This is a genomic window from Kitasatospora sp. NPDC003701 (genome assembly GCF_053587085.1).
This window is the reverse complement of the sequence record NZ_JBSFNM010000001.1, coordinates 514,207-531,961: the sequence shown is the minus strand read 5'-3', so window position 1 is coordinate 531,961 and position 17,755 is coordinate 514,207. Positions and strand designations below refer to the sequence as shown.

At 76.5% G+C, this 17,755-nt stretch carries 7 protein-coding genes and 1 pseudogene; all 8 read left to right on the top strand.

Annotated features, from left to right (window positions below; translation table 11 throughout):
- The 8 genes and pseudogenes from ACWDRR_RS01985 to ACWDRR_RS01950 all read left to right on the top strand — a co-directional run bounded on the left by ACWDRR_RS01985 (position 1) and on the right by ACWDRR_RS01950 (position 17,746).
- Positions 1-2,355, top strand: a complete 2,355-nt coding sequence (locus ACWDRR_RS01985; RefSeq protein ID WP_449770217.1) for a VWA domain-containing protein — start codon at positions 1-3, stop codon at positions 2,353-2,355.
- Positions 2,356-2,482: 127 nt separating this feature from the next.
- On the top strand, positions 2,483-6,103 hold the full coding sequence (locus ACWDRR_RS01980; RefSeq protein WP_449770216.1) for a tubulin-like doman-containing protein: 3,621 nt from the start codon (positions 2,483-2,485) through the stop codon (positions 6,101-6,103).
- The gene (locus ACWDRR_RS01975) at positions 6,100-8,643 is read left to right on the top strand and encodes a hypothetical protein (protein WP_449770215.1); all 2,544 of its coding nucleotides are present in this window, start codon (positions 6,100-6,102) and stop codon (positions 8,641-8,643) included. The genes ACWDRR_RS01980 and ACWDRR_RS01975 overlap by 4 nt, the downstream gene beginning before the upstream one ends.
- The gene (locus ACWDRR_RS01970; protein ID WP_449770214.1) at positions 8,640-10,718 is read left to right on the top strand and encodes a hypothetical protein; all 2,079 of its coding nucleotides are present in this window, start codon (positions 8,640-8,642) and stop codon (positions 10,716-10,718) included. The genes ACWDRR_RS01975 and ACWDRR_RS01970 overlap by 4 nt, the downstream gene beginning before the upstream one ends.
- Positions 10,715-12,952: a hypothetical protein gene (locus ACWDRR_RS01965; protein ID WP_449770213.1), complete on the top strand. Its 2,238-nt coding sequence runs from the start codon at positions 10,715-10,717 to the stop codon at positions 12,950-12,952. The genes ACWDRR_RS01970 and ACWDRR_RS01965 overlap by 4 nt, the downstream gene beginning before the upstream one ends.
- A 262-nt stretch (positions 12,953-13,214) precedes the next feature.
- Positions 13,215-14,825 (top strand): annotated as a pseudogene (locus ACWDRR_RS01960) (AMP-binding protein); the annotation flags it as partial.
- A 15-nt stretch (positions 14,826-14,840) separates the two neighbouring features.
- The gene (locus ACWDRR_RS01955; RefSeq protein WP_449770256.1) at positions 14,841-15,242 is read left to right on the top strand and encodes an acyl-CoA thioesterase; all 402 of its coding nucleotides are present in this window, start codon (positions 14,841-14,843) and stop codon (positions 15,240-15,242) included.
- On the top strand, positions 15,239-17,746 hold the full coding sequence (locus ACWDRR_RS01950) for an oxidoreductase (protein WP_449770212.1): 2,508 nt from the start codon (positions 15,239-15,241) through the stop codon (positions 17,744-17,746). The genes ACWDRR_RS01955 and ACWDRR_RS01950 overlap by 4 nt, the downstream gene beginning before the upstream one ends.
- Positions 17,747-17,755: the final 9 nt, after the last annotated feature.

Here is a 17,755-nt window from a genome sequence, read left to right as displayed (position 1 = left end):
GTGCAACACCTGCCCTTCGCGCCCTTCCGCAGGCGCGGCACGACCGGTGCACGGGCCCGCGGGCCCCGCCGCGCCGCCGGCGGCCTCGGGCGGGCCGCAGCGCTCACCGCGGCGGTCCTGCTCACCGCCGGTCTGCCGCCCGGCCCGGCCGCGGCCGACGAGCCCGGCACCGGCGCGGCCGCCCCGGCGGCCATCGGCCCGGTCAACTACGCGGTGGCCGTGGACGAGTCGGGCAGCCTCAAGCCCGCCGACCTCGACCGCGAGCGGACCGCCGCCGTCCGCATCGCCCTCGGGGAGGTCCACCCCGCCTCCACCATCGGCGTGTTCGGCTTCGCCAGCGCGGACAACGACTCCCAGCACCCGGTGGACGAGGTCTGCCCGCCCACCGTCCTGGACGCCGTGGGCCGCGACCGGATCGGCGCGTGCATCGGCAAGCTGCACAGCCGCGCGCCGGGCGAGGGCCAGGGCACCGACTTCCCGAACGCCGTGCTGCAGGGGGTCAGCCGGCTCAGCACCGGGACCGACCCGGCCACGCCCCGGGTCCTGTTCGTGCTCACCGACGGCAAGCTCGACGTCAGCGACAGCCCGGCCTACGGGGATCCGGCCCACCGCGCCGCCGCCGGCGAGGAGGCGCTGAGCCGTGCGCTCGCCGCCGCCAGGGCCGCCGGGATCCAGGTCTGGCCGCTCGGCTTCGGCGCGGACATCGACCGGGCCGCCCTGGACCGGATGGCGGCCGGCGGCTTCCAGGACGGCTGCGTCAACCTCCCCGACGCCAGGCCCCGGGCCTCGGTGGTGCCGGACTCCGCCACCGTCGGCAGCGCACTGGAGACCGCCTTCGCCGCCGCGCACTGCCTGCGCACCACCCCCGGGAGCAGCGGCCGCCCGCCGATCGACCTCCAGGTGCGGATCTCCCCGCTCACCACCGTGGGCAGCATCGTCGTCGACAAGGGCGACCCGCAGGTGACCGCCACCTACTTCGACCCCTCCGGCCGCGAGATCACCGGCACCACCACCGACCCGGTCTCGCAGTTCGAACTCTCCGGCCACAACCAGTCGGTCGAGTCGCTGCGCATCACGGACCCCCTGCCGGGACAGTGGCGGATCCACCTGGACGCCCCCGCGGACCACCGGGCGCAACTGGCCTCCGTCAGCGTCCTGTGGCGCGGTGCGCTGCGCAGCTCCATCACCATGGCCCCGCCCTCGCCGCGGGCCGGCGAGCAGGCCGTGGTGACGCTCAAGCTGCAGACCCGCCAGGGCTTCCGGATCACCGACCCGCAGGACCTGAAGGACCTGGGCGTCAGTGCCGGCCTGACCGGCGAGGGCTTCGCCCCCGTACCGATCAAGCTGGCCGACGACGGCGTCGCCCCGGACCCGAAGGGCGGCGACACCACCTTCACCGGGACGGTCACCGTGCCCGCCACCGCGACCGGCCGGATCAAGGCCTCCGGCACCCTCACCGCGGCCGGGCTGATCGCCGACGAGGACCGCTCCGCCGGCACCCTGGTCGCCCCGGCGGTGCCGCTGGTGACGGCGTCCCTCACGCTCGACGGCGGTACCGACCGGCGCATCCACCCGGGGGACGCGGTCGCCGGCAGCGTCGCCCTGCACAACGGGGACGGCGTCGCGCACACCCTGCGGCTGGCCGTCACGGACAGCTCCGCGGGCCTGCTGGCGCTGGAGCCCGGGCAGATCGTCCTGGCGCCCGGGGAGTCCCGGCGGGTCGACGTCACGCTGACCGCCGGCGGGTCGAAGGCGTTCCGGGGGCTGCTGGACCGCAGTGACCTGCGGCTCGGCGGGAAGGCCACCCTGGTCGACACCTCCGACCGGGACCGGGTCCTGGTCGACAGCCCGCTGTCGCTGACCGTCACCCCGCCGCCGACCTTCTGGGAGCGGTGGTGGTGGGCCTGCCTGATCACCGGCATCGTGCTGGTGGTGGCCGTGGTGGTCCTGCTGACCCTGCGCCGGCTGCGGGGGGCGCGCACCAGCCCGGCGGGCCTCTCGCTGCTGCTGCTGGACGCGGACGGCCGCAAGGTCGGCCAGCTCACCGCGACCGCCGGCACGGGCGGTTGGTACGAGTTCGACGTGGTCGGCGTGGGCGGCCCGAACCCGCGGATCGTGCGACGGCCCGGCGGCCCGTACCGGGTGCAGCGCAACCAGGACGGCGGCGCGGTGCTGGAGGTCCGCCGGCAGGCGCGCTCCCGCCTCGACGCGGGCCACCCGGTGCCGCTCGCGGAGGGGCTGAGCCTGGACATCGCGGCCGGGCGGCGCGGGCCGGCCGGCCCGCACCGGCCGGCCGGCGGCGGCGGGCGACCACCGGCCGCCGACCAGCCGCCGGTCTCCTCCGACTACCTGTGACCCCGCCCGCCCCCGGTGACCGGGTGCCCGTCCGGCGCCCGGCCCACCCCTCGACCGTCCCGTCCCTTCGACCGTCCCAGCCACACCCGAGCCGGCCGCCCCGCGCGGCCGGATGAAGGCGGACCACATGAAGATCTTCCAGCCGATGCTGTTCGTCGGCCTGGGCGGCACCGGCGGCCTCGTCGGTGCCGAACTGGAGCGGCGGCTGCGCGCCGAACTGTGCGGCCCCGACGGCACCGCCCTGGGCCACCTCGGCGATCTGGCGCCCTACCAGCTGCCGGACTGCCTGCAGTTCGTCTACGCCGACTTCAGCGAGGCGGACCTGGCCAGGCTGCCGCACGCCACCGTCGACCCGGCCCTGCGGGCCGCCTACAGCCGCACCTCGCGCGCCACCCACGACCTGCTGCCGAACTTCGACAGCTCGCCCGACGTCACCAAGATGCTCCGCGCCAGCCTCCCGGACGAGACCGCCGCCTGGCTGCCGCCGCGCAACAGCGAACCGCGCGTCACCCCGCTGAAGAACGGCGCCGGGCAGCTGCCCACGGTCGGGCGGGCCGGGCTGTTCGGCACCCTGCGCAACGGCCCGGACCCGGTGCTGGAGCCGCTGATGCAGGCCATCGACGCGCTCGCGCGCGCGGGCGGCGTGCTGAGCCAGCTCGGCGGCGGCCAGGTGTCCGGCTGCGACGTCTTCGTGGCCTTCTCGGTCGCGGGCGGCACCGGCGCCGGGATCTTCCTGGACTACCTCTACCTGATCAACCACGCCTTCCGGGAGAAGCGCTTCGACGGCGTCAAGATCTACCCGCTGGTGGTGATGCCGTCCGCGTTCCCGCCGGCGACCGGCGGCGGCCGCGAGGCGGAGCTGAACTCCGCCCGCGCCCTGGTGGACCTGTTCCGGCTGGTGGACGAGCAGAACGCGCCCGTCGAGGGCGCCGAACTCGGCGACCTCGACGAGGACCTGACGCTGCGGATCCGCTACCCGCACACCGCCCCGATCCGGCTGCGCACCGGCATCCTGCCGACCGCCTTCCTGTTCAACCGCACCGCCGGCATCCGCCAGGACGACCTGCGGCGCTCCATGGTGTCGCTGGTGATGTCGCTGATCGGCACCGAGCTCGGCGACGGCCGGCAGAGTTCCCGCGCCCGGGCCGACGACGACTACCAGACCTTCGCCGCGAGCTTCATCAACCGAGGGGTGCAGCGGGCGGCGATGGCGCCGTCCGGCATCGGCCGGCGGGGTGTGTCCACCAGCCTGGTCGCCTCCATGACCGCGCCCGTGGACGAGCTGGCCGCGCTGGTCTCGGGCCGGATCCTGCGCGCCTCCGTCGAGCAGCTGAGCGACAGTTCGCACCGCTCCGACCGGTCCGCGGAGGAGCTGGTCAAGCAGATGTTCGCGGACTCCGGCCTGGAGGACCTGCTGGAGCGGCCGGCGCTCGAACTGCAGCCGCTCGCCCCGGAGCCGCGCGGCAGCTCGGCGATCGAGACCGCGCTGGCCGCCCGGCTGAGCGACATGCAGGCCGAACTCGCCAACCTGGCCCGCCAGGTGGCGCTGCGCTCCGCCGACATGGCGAGGGACTTCGCGCCCCGCAGGGCGGTGGACAAGCTGCTGGCGACGGTGGACCCGTTCACGGTCGAGCGGATCGTCAAGGGCGTGCCGCACGAGGCGAACGACCTGGCCCGCCTCGGCTTCCTCGGGATGCTCGACAACCGCACCCGGGTGCCCGCGCTGCCGCCGGGCACCCGCGACCAGCCGCCGTCCGTCCCGAGGATCAAGCGCCGGATCGGCGGGCTGGCCCAGCCGCGCTGGGGGGACGAGGACGTCCAGGCCGTGCTGCGCGCCCAGAACGCCTGGTACCGCTGGCGCAGCCGGCAGCTCTGGCACGACGGCTGGAAGAACCAGCAGCAGCGCTGGGAGCCCACCGCCCGGGCCCTGGACGCCGATGTGAGCCGCCTGGTCTCGGCCTTCCGCAAGCACTCCGACCAGGAGCCGAGGGCGTTCGCCGAGCAGTCCCGGGTGCTGTACGAGGACCGCACCGGCGTCTCCTACCTGCTGCCGCCGCAGCGCGACCTGAAGCACTTCTACGACGACCTGGTGACCAGGCTCGCCGCCCGCGAGGGCCTGACCAACACCGATGACCAGGCCGCCCTGCTGCTGAGGCTGGTCGGCGGCGACGAGTGGCGCGCCGCGAACACCGCGAGCCGGCGCAGCCCGGACGGCGCGGTCGGCGGTGTCAAGGCGGTCGTGGAGGCGGGCGTCAAGCGGCTCTTCGCGGAGAGCGGCGCGCAGTTGGAGGAGCGTCCGCTGCTGCCGTCCATGGGGGTGCTGCTGGCCGCGGCGGCGGGAAGCGCGGAGGACGCCGAACTGGTCAGCAAGGAGGCGCTGGAGCAGTTCGGCCGCAAGCTGGCCGGCCTGCTGCCGGCCGGCTTCGTCCCGGAGGGCACCGGGCCGCTCAAGGCGCTGGTGACGTACCCGCGGGTCAAGAACGTCGACGAGGTGGAGGCGTTCCTGCGCAAGGAGCTGCGGCTGCCCAAGGACGCGCGGCCGGAGTTCCGCGGCGTCGACACCGAGTCCATCACGGTCGTGCTGTTCCGCAGCGAGATGAGCCTGACCGAGGTGCCCGAGGCCCGCAAGGTGCTGCGCCACTGGGCCAAGGTGAAGGACAACGAGCAGAGCGAGGACGTGCTGCGCTGGCGCCAGCGCCTCGGCCACCGGGACGACTGGCTGGTGTCCACCGAGGCGGACCGGCGCAATGTGCTGCACCGGCTGCTCTCCCTGCTGTGGAACGGCCAGGTGGACGTGCTGGAGGGGCCCGAGGACTCCCCGCAGCTGATCCGGCTGCGGCTGTTCCGCGAGCGCGGCACCGACGTGCCGGGGGTGCGGCTGCGGCTGGGCGAGCAGCAGAACGGCGTCTCCAGCTGGGCCGAGCTGCTGCGTGCCTACGAGCGCTGGACGGTGCTGGACGACGAGCGGACGGTCGGGGACTACTGCAGCCGGCTGATGGGCGCCCGCCCGGTCGGGCTGTCGCGTTCGGCCAGCCGGCCCGATCCGCTGTTCGTCCGGCTGGTCGAGCAGGTCGCACCGCAGCAGCTGCGCATGCTCAGATCCCGCCGGGAGGTCGGCGGGGAGCGGGTCGAGGGCTGGTTCCGCCCGCTGTGGCAGTTCTGGGCGGAGACCCTGCCGGGTGCGCTGAAGCTCGACTTCGGCGACCAGCGCGCCGTCCAGCCGAACCTCGGCAGGCTGCTGGAGGTGATCCAGCGCGGCGAGCTGTCGCCGCGCCCGGTCGAGGACGCCGAGGACGACGGGCCCGCCCACCAGCCGCGGGCCGTGCGCGAGGAGGACGACTGGGGCACCGTCCGGCCGGCCGAAGGGGGCGGCCTGCCCGGCGCCGGGCGGGGCCGTGACGGCGACCGCGACGGCGACCGAGACGGCGAGCGGTACGACGACGGCAGGCGGTTCGGCAAAAACGGCGACCGCGACGACGACAGCGGGCGGTACGACGACGAGCGGTACGACGACAGCGGGCGGTACGACGACGACGGGCGGTACGACGACGGCGACGACGGCCAGCACGACCGGCGGGCCGGCCGGGCCCACGACGGCCCGGAGCCCGACGGCGACCGCGGTCACGCGCCGGCCCCGGAGTGGGCCGACCCGCCCGGTAAGCCGTCCGAGCCGCCGTACCGCCCGTCCTGGTGGGACGCGGACCCGGACGGACCGGCCGCGGGCCGCCGGGGCGGTGAGTCCGCGTGAGCACACCCCTGCCCCAGTCCGCACCGGTCGTCCACCTCGACCTGCGCACGGACGAACTCGCCGGGACCGACCCGGCCGACCTGCGGGCCGCCGTGTCGGTCCGGCTCGCCCGCCAGGGCCGGCCGCAACCGCACGACCAGCGGTTCCTGGTGGTCGACACCCCCGCCGGGCTGGCCGAGCACCGCACCCGGTACGAGCAGATCATGGGCTACCGCACCCCCGGCCGGGTGCACGTGCTCTGCCTGCTGGTGGGCGGCCTGCCGGCGAGGGCCGCCGACGGGTACCCGGCCGAACGCCGGCTGGTCCGGCCCGCCACCCTGCGCGGCCCCGAGGCCGGTCTGCTCTGGGCCGGCGACCTGCAGGCGGGCGACGGCCTCCAGGAGCCGGCCGCACCCGACGACCCGCAGTCGCTGGCCGTCCTGGTCGACCTGCTCAGCGTCCCCGAGGTGTACGACGAGACCCTGGACGTGCTGGGCGGCCTCCCCGACGGGGTCGCCGCTCCGGGGCTGCGCGTCCTGGAGCACGGCCTGTCCCCGGACGTCCGCAGCCAGGCGTGGAGCGAGGCGCTGCTGCGGTTCGCCGGTTCCCACACGGCCTCCCCGGCCGGCCCGACCGCCCGCGCGGGCGGTGACCTGCCGCCCGCCCTCTCCTCGCTGGTCACCGGCGCCACGACCGGCAGTCCCGGCCGGCGCGAGGAGGGCGGGGCGGCCGCCCGTGCCCACCACGCGGCCGTCGACGGCCTGGCCGACGCCGAGACCGAACTCGTCACGTTCGGCAGCCCCGTCGGCCTGCTCACCGGCGCCGGCCGCGCCGAGCTGGAGTCGGCGCTCGGCCGCGCCCGGCAGGCGCTGGACCGCTACCGCGAGGTGGTCGGGCAGGTGCTGCGCAGCGACGGCGGGACGGCCGGCGTGCAGTCCGCCGCCGAGTCCTCGACCAGGCTCGCCCGGCTCGGGATGGCGGTGGCACCCGCCGGCACGAGCGGCGAGCGGATCGGTGACAGCCTGCGCAGCCTCGCCCTGGGGCTGCTCCGCGAAGGGCTGCCGCTGCGCTCGGTGGCCCAGCGCTTCGCCCTGCTCGCCGAGCAGGTGCAGCCGCTGTCCAACGCGCCGCTGCTCGCCGACCTCGACCGGTTGCGCGCGCCCGAGCCGCGGGACCGCGAGCTGGACGCCGACCCGCCGGGCAACGGCGTGCTCGCCGTGGCGGGGCTCGTCGGCGCCGTCGGCGGCCTCTGGGCCGTGCCCGGCACGGCGGCCGCCCTCGTCGTCCCCGTGCTGACCGTGCTCGGCATGCTGCTGGTCGGCTTCCGCCTGCCCGGCGGCCCGGCCCGGCCCGCGGACGCCCTGCGGCTCGGGGCGGCCGCGCTCGCCGGCGCCGCCGTGGCCGCCGTGACCGCGCAGCTGGCCGGCGTTCCGCTCTGGGCGGCCGTGGCGGGGCTGCTGCTCGCCCTCGGGTGCTGGGCCTTCCTGTTGCTGCGGGCCTGGCACCTGCACGCCCAGCGCTGGGGCCGCGAACGCGGCGTCACCCCGTTGCAGGACGAACTGAACGGCCTGGACGACCTGTTGGCCCGCGCCCTGCGCGAATGCTGGGCCGTCGAGGAGCGGCGCTACTGCGCGGACGCCGCGCTGTCCGTGGTCGGGGTGCTGCGGGCGACCGCCGAGGCCGCGGAGGCGGAGGCGACGCGCGACCTCGCCACCGAGACGCCCGCCGCCGAGGAGGGCGCCGACGACTGGCTGAACGGGTCCGCGGAGGAGTCCGCCGACGACGCGTCCTGGCAGGACGAGTACGACTGGACCAGCGTCCCGCCCCGGCCCGACCCGCGGCTCGACGTCGACCTGGACGAGCCCACCGGCGTCGGGGAAGCCGGTCCGGGCCCCGCCGGAGACACCTCCACCGCCGCCGCTCCCGGTCCGGTCCCGGGCGCACCGCGCTGGCTGGAACGCGGCGAGGCCAAGGGCGGTCCCGACCTCGTGCCGACCCTGGCCGCCGACCTCACCGACGCCACCCTGACCGCCCTGGAGCCGTACTGGGGCGCGGTCGAGCGCGGCTACGCCGGCGACGCCGCGCAGGAGCGGATCGCCGAACGGGTCCGCGAACTCCTCGGCGTGGCCCGCGACCACCTGCGGCGCAACGACGTGCTGCCCGCCCCGCCGTTCACCGCGCCGCACCGCGTCCGCAGCGGGCCCGCCGGTCTGCTGGGCATCGACGCCCGGCGGGTCACCGACTCCGCCGCCGTCGACCCGGACGGGCAGGGCGTCGTCCAGCTGAGCTCGGCCGAGCAGTTGGACCTGCTCAGCCGCAATCCCGCGGCCGTCGCCCTGATCCGGTTCGCCCCGGAGGCCGCCCGCGACGGCTCCGCCGCCGATGCGGCCGCCGACCCGGTGGCCGCCCCGCCCGCGGGCCGCCAGGAGAGCCGGGAGGTCCGCACCGCGGCCGGCCGGTACGCCGGGACGCTGCGGCTGACCGCGCTGCGGGCCGGCGTCGTCGAGACGGTGCGGCCGCGGCACGGCGCGCCGTCCGACACCGAGGAGGAGCAGTGGTGAGCGCACCCGGGCCGGGCCCGCAGAGCGGCGGCCCCGCCCGGGCCGAGCCCGTCGAGCTGTCCTTCCTCGATCCCGACGGGAGGCGGTGCCACGCCTGGGCCAGGTTCGGCTCCGACGCCGGCCCGTCGCCCCGGGGGCTGCACCGGACGCGCAACGCGCTGCTGAACGAACGCGTCCGGTGCGTCCAGGTCCGGATCGCCGACCCCGACGCGCCCGGCGCCGGCGAGGCGGCCCGCGCCGCCCTCGACACCGAGGCGGCGACCGCGCTGCGGCTGTACCACGCGTTCGGGAGCCCCGGCACCGCCCGGCCGTTCCCCGTCGTGATCGGCTACGAGCTCGACGTGGCCGAGCCGTTCGTGCTCTACCGGCCCCCGCGCGGCCGGACCGCCGAGAAGCTGCACGGCCTCCCCAGCACCCACCTGCGCATCATCGAACGGGACCTGGTCGACGCCGTCGGCCTGCTGGCGGAGCTCGACCTCGTCCACCACGGCATCACCCCGGCCACCGTCCGGTGGGACGGCTCGGAGATCCAGGTCTGGGGCCTGGACGCGGTGACGCACACCGGCCGGCCCCGCGCGCCCCGCGGCCCCGCGCCCTACGCGCCGCCGGAGGTGCGCGGCGGGATCGGCCGCAGCGATCCGCGCGACGCCCTGTGGAGCACCGCGCAGGTGATGTACCGCCTGGTCACCGGCCGGGCCGGCGACCCGGACCGGGCCCCGGCCGACCTGGCCGACCACCGGTCGCTCGCGCACACCATGGGGCCCTCGTTCGCCCCCCGGGCCGCCGACCGCCCCGCCCCGGCGGTCCTGCTCGGCCTGCTCGCCCCCGACCGGGCCCCCGCGGCCACCCGGCTGGCCGGAGACGGGCTCACCGCCCACCGGGCCGCGTTCGACCGGGCCCTCGCGCTCAAGCGCTCGGCCGGCGCGGCGCCGCCCGGCGGAGCGGTCGGCCACGACGCCGGCGGGCCGGGCACGGAGCCGACCACGGACACCGCGGCCGGCGAGGTGCTCTGCCCGTACTGCCTGGAGCTGATCCGCTTCGACCCGACCGCCCTCTACACCCCCGACGCCGTCCAGGAACTCCAGCCGTACGACCTGGGGGCGCAGCGCAGCCCCCGGCTGCTCGCGGACGAACTGCGCGGCGCCTTCCAGCTCTGCCAGGGCAACGCCGGCGTGCCGCCGCACCACATCCCCGTCCCCTACCTGACCAACGGGCGCCCGCTCACGGTCGCCATGATCGGGCAGTCCAACACCGGAAAGAGCCACCTGCTGACCCAGATGATCGCCGAGATCGCCGACGACCGGCTGAAGCCGTACGGCGTCAGCTGGCAGTCCGTCAACCCGGAACAGCACGCCAGCTTCCTCAACAACCGGGTGGTGCCGCTGCGCGACGGGCGGGTGCTCGCGCACACCGCCGGGCTCGGGCACAGCGACTCCGCCCGCTTCGTCGAGTCCCTGCTGATCACCGACGCGCGGGGGCGGATCCGCCCGCTGGCCTTCTTCGACCTCGCCGGCGAGGACCTGCTGCGCACCGACGCCCTGCTGCGCTTCCTGCTCGGCATCGACGCCCTGGTCTTCGTCGTCGACCCGACGCTCGCCATGCCGCTCGCCCAGCTCGACGACATCCGCACCGCGCTCGGCCAACACGTCAACCGTGACGGCGACCCGGCGTTCGCCACCGCCCTGGACCGCATCCCCAGGACCGGCGCCTACCTCACGGTCCCGTCCGCCGTCGTGGTCGCCAAGGCCGACCTGCTGCGGTCCGAACCCCCCGTCGACCGCTGGCTCGGCGAACCGGGCCACACCCCGCTGAGCCGCCGACGGATCCACGAGGAGAGCCGCGACGTGTACGCACTGCTGGAGCGCCATGCCGGCAAGGCCTGGCTGCGCCCCTTCGACACCGCCCTGCACTGCACCCTGCACGTGGCCTCGGCGACCGGCGGCCGGCAGGAGGACAGCCGTTACCCCCGGGGCGTACGGGCCCAGCGGGTGCTGGAACCCCTGATCTCACTGCTCGCGATGCACGGGATCGTCGAGCTGGCCGACGGCGGCGCCGGCGAGGAGGGGGACCGATGAGCGCGCCCGGCACCGGCCCCCTCGACAGCGTCGACCAGATCGCGTTCCGCTGGCAGGGCAACCAGGGCCGGCGGGGATCCGGCACCGCCGCCGCGGCCTGGTCCTGCGCCCGGGAACGCGCCGAGGACCTCGCCCACGAGCTCGCCCCGATGCTCCGGGTCGACGACGCGCTGCGCCCCAGCGTGGTCCGCACCGTCCTCCAGGACGGCGAGGCCGCCCTCGTCCAGCGCTGGCCCACCGCCGACGCCGGCGGCCGGCCCAACACCGCCGCGCACGTCCTGCTCGGGCCGGCCAAGATCCTCGGGCCCAGGACCTGCCTGGGCCTGCGCGACTGGTCGTGGAGCCGGCCGGAGTTCGCCGAGGAGGAGACCGGCCGGTGCGATCCGGTGCCGATCTCCGTCCTGTGGGATGCCGCGGAGCCGGCCTGGGCCGACACGCTGGCCCAGCTGCCCGACGTCCGCGAGGCGCTCACCGCCGCCACCGCCGCCCTGCTGCGCCGCCCCGCACACCGCCTCTCGGTGCGCAGCGACGCCCTGCCGGGCTGGCCGCGGGAGAACCGGTCCGGCGTCGTCATCGCCGGCCTCTACCAGATCTTCGGCATCCGGTGGCCGCGGCGCTCGTGGACCTTCGCCACCTACGACATGACGGACCGTCATGACGTGATGATCACCTGGGTGGCGGACTGGTCGACCGACTCCGAGCAGCAGCGGTCGCGCTACCGCATCGACCCGAGACGCCCCGAGGCGGACCTCGCGCACGAGCTCGCGGCCCGTCTGGTGGAGCGCTGCCTCGTCGCCGTCGAGGACGGCCCCCGGACCGCCGGCCTGCCGGAGCTGGCGGGCGGGCTGGCGAACGGTGCGGCCATGCCCGCCGAGGCGCGGTTGCGGGAGCTCGCGGCCGTGCTCGGCGTCCGGCCGGGGCGGCCCGGCGGCGGTTCCGCGCCCGCCGTCCGGCCGGTCGAGCGCCCGGTGCAGTCCGGCCCCGACCGGTCGGGGAACCGGCGCACCGGCGGGGCCGACGGCTGGACCGACGGCCGGCGGTACGAGGGGCCGGACGAGCGATCCGTCGACCGGCTGCACGAGGGGCCGGACGACCGGCCGCACGACCGGCCGCACGAGAGGGCCGTCGACCGGGCCGAGAACCGCGGCGACGACCGCGGCGGCGACCGGACCGGCGGCGCGCACAGCGGGGGAGGCCGCTACCAGGAGCCCGACGACCCCGACCAGGCTCCGGTGTACGAGACACCGGCACCGGTCACCACTCCCCCGCCCTCGCCGGACCTGCTGCGCGCGGACCTCCTGCGGATCGTCCCCCACCTCTCCGACGCCGTGCGCGAGGACCTGCAGCAGCGGATCGCCGCGCTGAGCGAACCGGCCGTGCTCGACCTCCTCCGCGAGGAGGCCCTCCCCTTCCGGGCGGTCAACCAACTGCTCGAAGGCCTTTGGCGCCGCGAGGGGCGCAGTGCGGAGCAGGAGTCCGAGCTCTGCGCCGAAGTCCTGCGCCAGCGCCTCTACCTCTACCGCGCCGGACCGGACCAGGTCGGCCACGCCGGTGCGGACGACAGCAGACTCGCGGAGCGGGCCGCCTGGCTGTTCGGCTGGGCGGTGGCCCCGCACACCCGGGACCCGCGCCACACCAAGGCGCTCGGGGCGTGGCTGGGCGAGCTCGTCCGCCACGACACCGGCCTGGAGGCCCAGCTGCTGCGCCGACTGGTGCCGCCTCCCGGGGAACAGGCAGACCCCGGGATGCCGCCGGACCTGCCGCCCGAGCTCTGGCGTCAGCTGCTGCACGAGTTCTCGCCGGGCGCTCCGGGCACCGCGGGCCCGCCGGGGGCGGCGGCCGTGCAGTCCAGGACGGCCGCACCGCGCGCGCTCCCCGCGTTCCCCGCGGAGCGGCCCACCGAGCCGTCCCCACCGTCGGCGGGTACAGCGCCGGCGGGCGCGCCGGGGCAACCGGGGCAGCCGGTGGAGCGGCGGCCGCCGCCGGTGGCGCAGACCCTCATGGCGGCGCAGCCACGTGCCGCCGAGTCGGCGGTCCCTCCCGGTCCGGCCGCCCCCGCGCACCCGCCGTTGGCGACCGCGGAGCCACCCGAACGACCTCGCGGACCGCTCTACAGCCAGCCGCACCACCGGCAGGGCGAGCCGCGCGACGACCTCCGGCAGATCGCGATGGTCGCCGCCGGCCTGCTGACCCTCCTGGCGATCACCCTGGCCATCCTGTTCTCCCGCCACTGACCTCCGACGACCGGAGACCGGGGCCCGGCGTGCGGCACTCGCGCACGCCGGGCCCCGGGTCGTGCGCGGCCGCGGCCCGGGTCGCACGCCCCGCTTGGCATGCCAGGGTCATATTCAGGAGCCCCTCGGCCCGGCCGGTCGGAGCGGGGGCCGCCGCGCAGGCGCGTTCGCCGCCACCCGGATGCATGTATCGCTCTCTTGACTGGCGTCAGCAGAGCGCCATACTGGCCTCACTCCCCGCTCGCCGAAGAGGTGCCGCCGTATGGAGCTCACACCCTCAGCGCATCTGGACACGTTCTGCCGCGACAGCCTCCCGCCGCTCGACCAGTGGCCGGAACTTCTCTTCGAACTACCCGAGTTGGCCTATCCGGACCGGCTCAACTGCGCGCACGCGCTGCTCGACGAGACGATCGAGCGCCTCGGCCCCGACCGGCGCTGCGTGCTCACCCCGACGGAGCAGTGGAGCTACGGCGAGCTGCGCGAGCGCGCGGACGCGGTGGCCCGGGTGCTGACCGAGGACCTGGGCCTGGTCACCGGCAACCGCGTCCTGCTGCGCGGCCCCAACACCCCCTGGCTGGTGGCCTGTTGGCTCGGCGTGCTGAAGGCCGGCCTGGTGGCGGTCAGCACCATGCCGCTGCTGCGGGCACCCGAGCTGACCGCGATGCACGAGATCAGCCTGCCGGTCGCGGCGCTGTGCGACCACCGCAGCCTGGCCGAACTGGAACGGGCCGCGATACCCGACCTCACCGTCCTGGCCTACGGCGGCCCCGGCCCGGACGACCTCACCGCCCGCTGCGCCGCCCGGCGCGGCCGCTTCACCGCCGTACCCACCGCCGCCGACGACGTGGCACTGATCGCCTTCACCTCCGGCACCACCGGCCGGCCCAAGGCCACCCTGCACTTCCACCGCGACGTCCTCGCCAACGCCGACACCTTCTCCAGGCACCTGCTGCGGCCCACCGCCGACGACCTCTTCGCCGGCACCCCGCCGCTGGCCTTCACCTTCGGCCTCGGCGGGCTGGTGGTCTTCCCGCTCCGGGCCGGCGCCGCGGCCCTGCTGCTGGAGCAGACCGGCCCGGAGGAGCTCGCCGAGCAGGTCGCCCGGCACCGGGTCAGCGTGCTGTTCACCGCGCCGACCGCCTACCGGGCGATCCTGGCCGCCGGGCTGGCCGACCGGCTGGCCGGGGTGCGGCGCTGCGTCTCGGCCGGCGAGCCCCTGCCGGCCTCCGTCTGGCACGCCTTCCACGCGGCGACCGGGCAGCGGCTGATCGACGGGATCGGCGCCACCGAGCTGCTGCACGTCTTCATCTCCGCCGCCGACGGCGACATCCGCCCCGGCGCGACCGGCCGACCGGTCCCGGGCTACCGGGCCGCCGTGCTCGACCAGGACGGCTCGCCCGTCCCCGACGGCCACCCGGGCCTGCTCGCCGTCAAGGGCCCGACCGGCTGCCGCTACCTGCGCGACGAGCGCCAGCTCGGCTACGTGCGCAACGGCTGGAACCTCACCGGCGACACCTGTGTCCGCGACGGCGACGGCTACTTCTGGTACCAGGCGCGCACCGACGACATGATCGTCTCGGCCGGCTACAACATCGCCGGGCCCGAGGTCGAGCAGGCGCTGGCCGGCCACCCCGACGTGCGGGACAGCGCGGTGGTCGGCGCGCCCGACGACCGGCGCGGCACCGTCGTCAAGGCGTACGTGGTGCTGCGCGAGGGCGTGCCGGCCGGGCCGGAGACGGTGCGGGCCCTCCAGGAGCACGTCAAGGGGACGATCGCACCGTACAAGTACCCGCGCGAGGTCGAGTTCGTCGCCGAGCTGCCGCGCACCGCGACCGGCAAGCTGCACCGGGCCGAGCTGCGCCGGCGCACGGCCGCGCGCCCGGCGAGCGTGGCGGTGGAGCGGCGGGTGGAGTGGTCGGACACCGACGCGGCCGGGCACTACCACTTCTCGGCGGTGCAGCGCTGGGTCGAGGCGGCCGAGGCGGTGCTGCTGCGCCGGCTCGGGCTGGCCGACCTCTTCGGCCGGATCCCCCGGGTGCACTTCGAGGCCGACTACCGCGAACGCCTCTGGTTCGGCGACCTGGTGCGCACCGAGCTGCGGGTGCTCCGGGTCGGCGGCTCCTCGCTGCACTACGCCTTCGAGGTGCACGGTCCGAACGGCCCGGCCGCCGCCGGGCGGATGTCGGTGGTGCACGCCGCCGTGCAGGCCAAGGGTGCCGAGCCCTGGCCCGCCGAGGTCCGCCGGGCGCTGGCGGAGGCCGGGCCGCAGCAGCCGGAGGCCTACCGGTGAGCGCCGGGGCGCAGCGGGTCGCGGTGATCGGGGCCGGTCCCGGCGGGCTCTACTTCGCCGCGCTGGCCAAGGGGTCGGCACCGCACCGGGAGATCACCGTGTGGGAGCGCGACGCCCGTGACGACGCGTTCGGCTTCGGCGTGGTCTTCTCGGACGAAACGCTGGACGGCATCGCCCAGGCCGACCCGCAGGTGTTCGCCGCCCTGTCGGCCGAGTTCGCCCGCTGGAGCGACATCGACGTCCGGTACGCCGGCCGGGTGCGCACCTGCGGCGGACACGGCTTCGCCGCGCTGGACCGCAACCGGCTGCGCGCGATCCTGCAACAGCGCTGCGCCGACCTGGGGGTGGACGTGCGCTACCGCACGCCCGCGCCGCCGGTGGAGCGGCTGGCGGCCGAGTACGACCTGGTGGTGGCCGCCGACGGCGTGCGCTCGGCCACCCGGGCGGCCTTCGCGGACGCCTTCCGGCCCGAGCTGGACGAGCGGCACTGCCGCTACATCTGGCTCGCCACCGACAAGGTCTTCGAGGCCTTCACCTTCATCGTCGAGCGGTTCGACTTCGGCGCGCTGCAGGTGCACGCCTATCCGTACAGCGGGCGGCGCTCGACCTTCATCGTGGAGGTCGCCGAGGAGGCGTGGCGCAAGGCGGGCTTCGAGACGGCGGCCGGGCGGGAGTTCGGGCGCGGCGAGAGCGACCTGGCGAGCGTGCGGCGGTGCGAGCAGCTGCTCGCCGGACACCTGGACGGCCACCGGCTGATCCCCAACGCCTCGCGCTGGATCCGCTTCACCACCGTGCGCAACGCGGCCTGGCACCACCGCAACGTGGTGCTGCTCGGGGACGCCGCGCACACCGCGCACTTCTCGATCGGCTCGGGCACCAAGCTGGCCCTGGAGGACGCCCTCGCGCTGGCCGCCGCGCTGCACGAACAGCCGGATCGGGCGCGGGCGTTGGCGGCGTACGAGGCCGAGCGGCGGCCGGTGGTGGAGTCCGCGCAGCGGGCCGCGCAGGCGAGCCTGGAGTGGTTCGAGACCGTCGAGCGACACACCGGCCAGGGCCCCGAGCAGTTCGCCTTCAACCTGCTGACCCGCAGCCGGCGGGTCACCTACGGGAACCTGCGCGCCCGCGACGCCGCCTTCGTGGACGCCGTCGACGCCGCCTTCGACAACGCCGCCTTCGACAACGCGGCCGCGGGCAGCGACGCTTCGGGTGGCACGGCCTCCGACGGCACGGCGCCCGGCGGAAACGGGGGCGTCCCGCCGATGTTCCGGCCGCTGCGGCTGGGCGGGCTCCGGCTGCGCAACCGGATCGTGGTGCCGCCGCTGGCTACCTTCACCGCCGTGGACGGGCTGCCCAGCGGCTTCGACCGGGCCCAGCTCGCCGCGCAGGCCCTCGGCGGCGCCGGTCTGGTCTTCACCGGCATGACCGCGGTCAGCGCGCGGGGCCGGGCCACCGAGCGCTGCCCCGGCCTGTGGTCGGACGCCCAGGAGGACGCCTGGCGCTCGGTGGTGCGCTCGGTCCGCGAACTCGGCGACACCCCGTTGGGAGTCCAGCTGACCCATGCCGGCCGGCGCGCGGCGAGCACCGTGCCCGGCCCGGACGGGATCGGGCACCCGCTCGCGGACGGCTGGCCGACGCTGGCCGCCTCGCCGCTGCCCTGGGAGCCGGCCGGTCCGCCGCCGCGCGAGGCCTCGGCGGCGGACCTGGCCGGCGTGGTCGCCGACTTCGCGGCCGCCGCGGCCCGCGCCGACCGGGCCGGATTCGACGTGCTGGGGCTGCAGTTCGGCCACGGCCACCTGGTCTCCGGGTTCCTCTCGCCGCTGACCAACCGGCGCACCGACGCCTACGGCGGGCCGCTGGAGCACCGGCTGCGGCTGGCCCTGGAGGTGCTGGCCGCGGTGCGGGCCGCCTGGCCGGCCGGCAAGCCGATCGTGGTGCGGATCTCGGCCGCCGACTGGGCGCCGGGCGGCACCACCGAGGCGGAGGCGGTCGCGATCGGCCGGGCGCTCGCCGACGCGGGAGCGGACGCGCTGGACGTCTCCACCGGCGAGGTGGTCGCCCACCAGGAGGTGCCGTACGGGCGCGGCTACCAGGTGCCGTTCGCCGACCTGATCCGCCACGCGACCGGCGCCCCGACCGTCGCGGTCGGCGCGATCTCCGGCCACGACGACGCCAACTCGGTGCTGCTGGCCGGCCGGGCCGACCTGGTCGCGGTCGGCCGGGCGCAGCTGTACGACCCGCTGTGGACGCTGCACGCCGCCGCCGAGCAGGGCTACACCGGCCCGGGCGCCCGCTGGCCGCAGCCCTGGCAGCCGGGCAGCCGCCGGCCGCCGGGGCCCGGCGCGGACCGGGTCGCGCCGCGGCTGCGGCTACGGCCGGAGCCGGCCGCGCCGGTGCACCGCCGCTGGCTGCCCGGCCGCCCCGACGATCCGCCGCCGGAGCGGGCACCGGACCGGCCGGAGCGCCCGGCGACCGACCGCAGGCCCACCGAACCCGCGCCGAACTGAGGGAGGATC

Excerpts from the sequence above, each read along its gene's own strand:
- ACWDRR_RS01965 (WP_449770213.1), top strand. The coding sequence starts at position 10,715 with ATGAGCGCGCCCGGCACCGGCCCCCTCGACAGCGTCGACCAGATCGCG.
- ACWDRR_RS01980 (WP_449770216.1), top strand. The coding sequence starts at position 2,483 with ATGAAGATCTTCCAGCCGATGCTGTTCGTCGGCCTGGGCGGCACCGGC.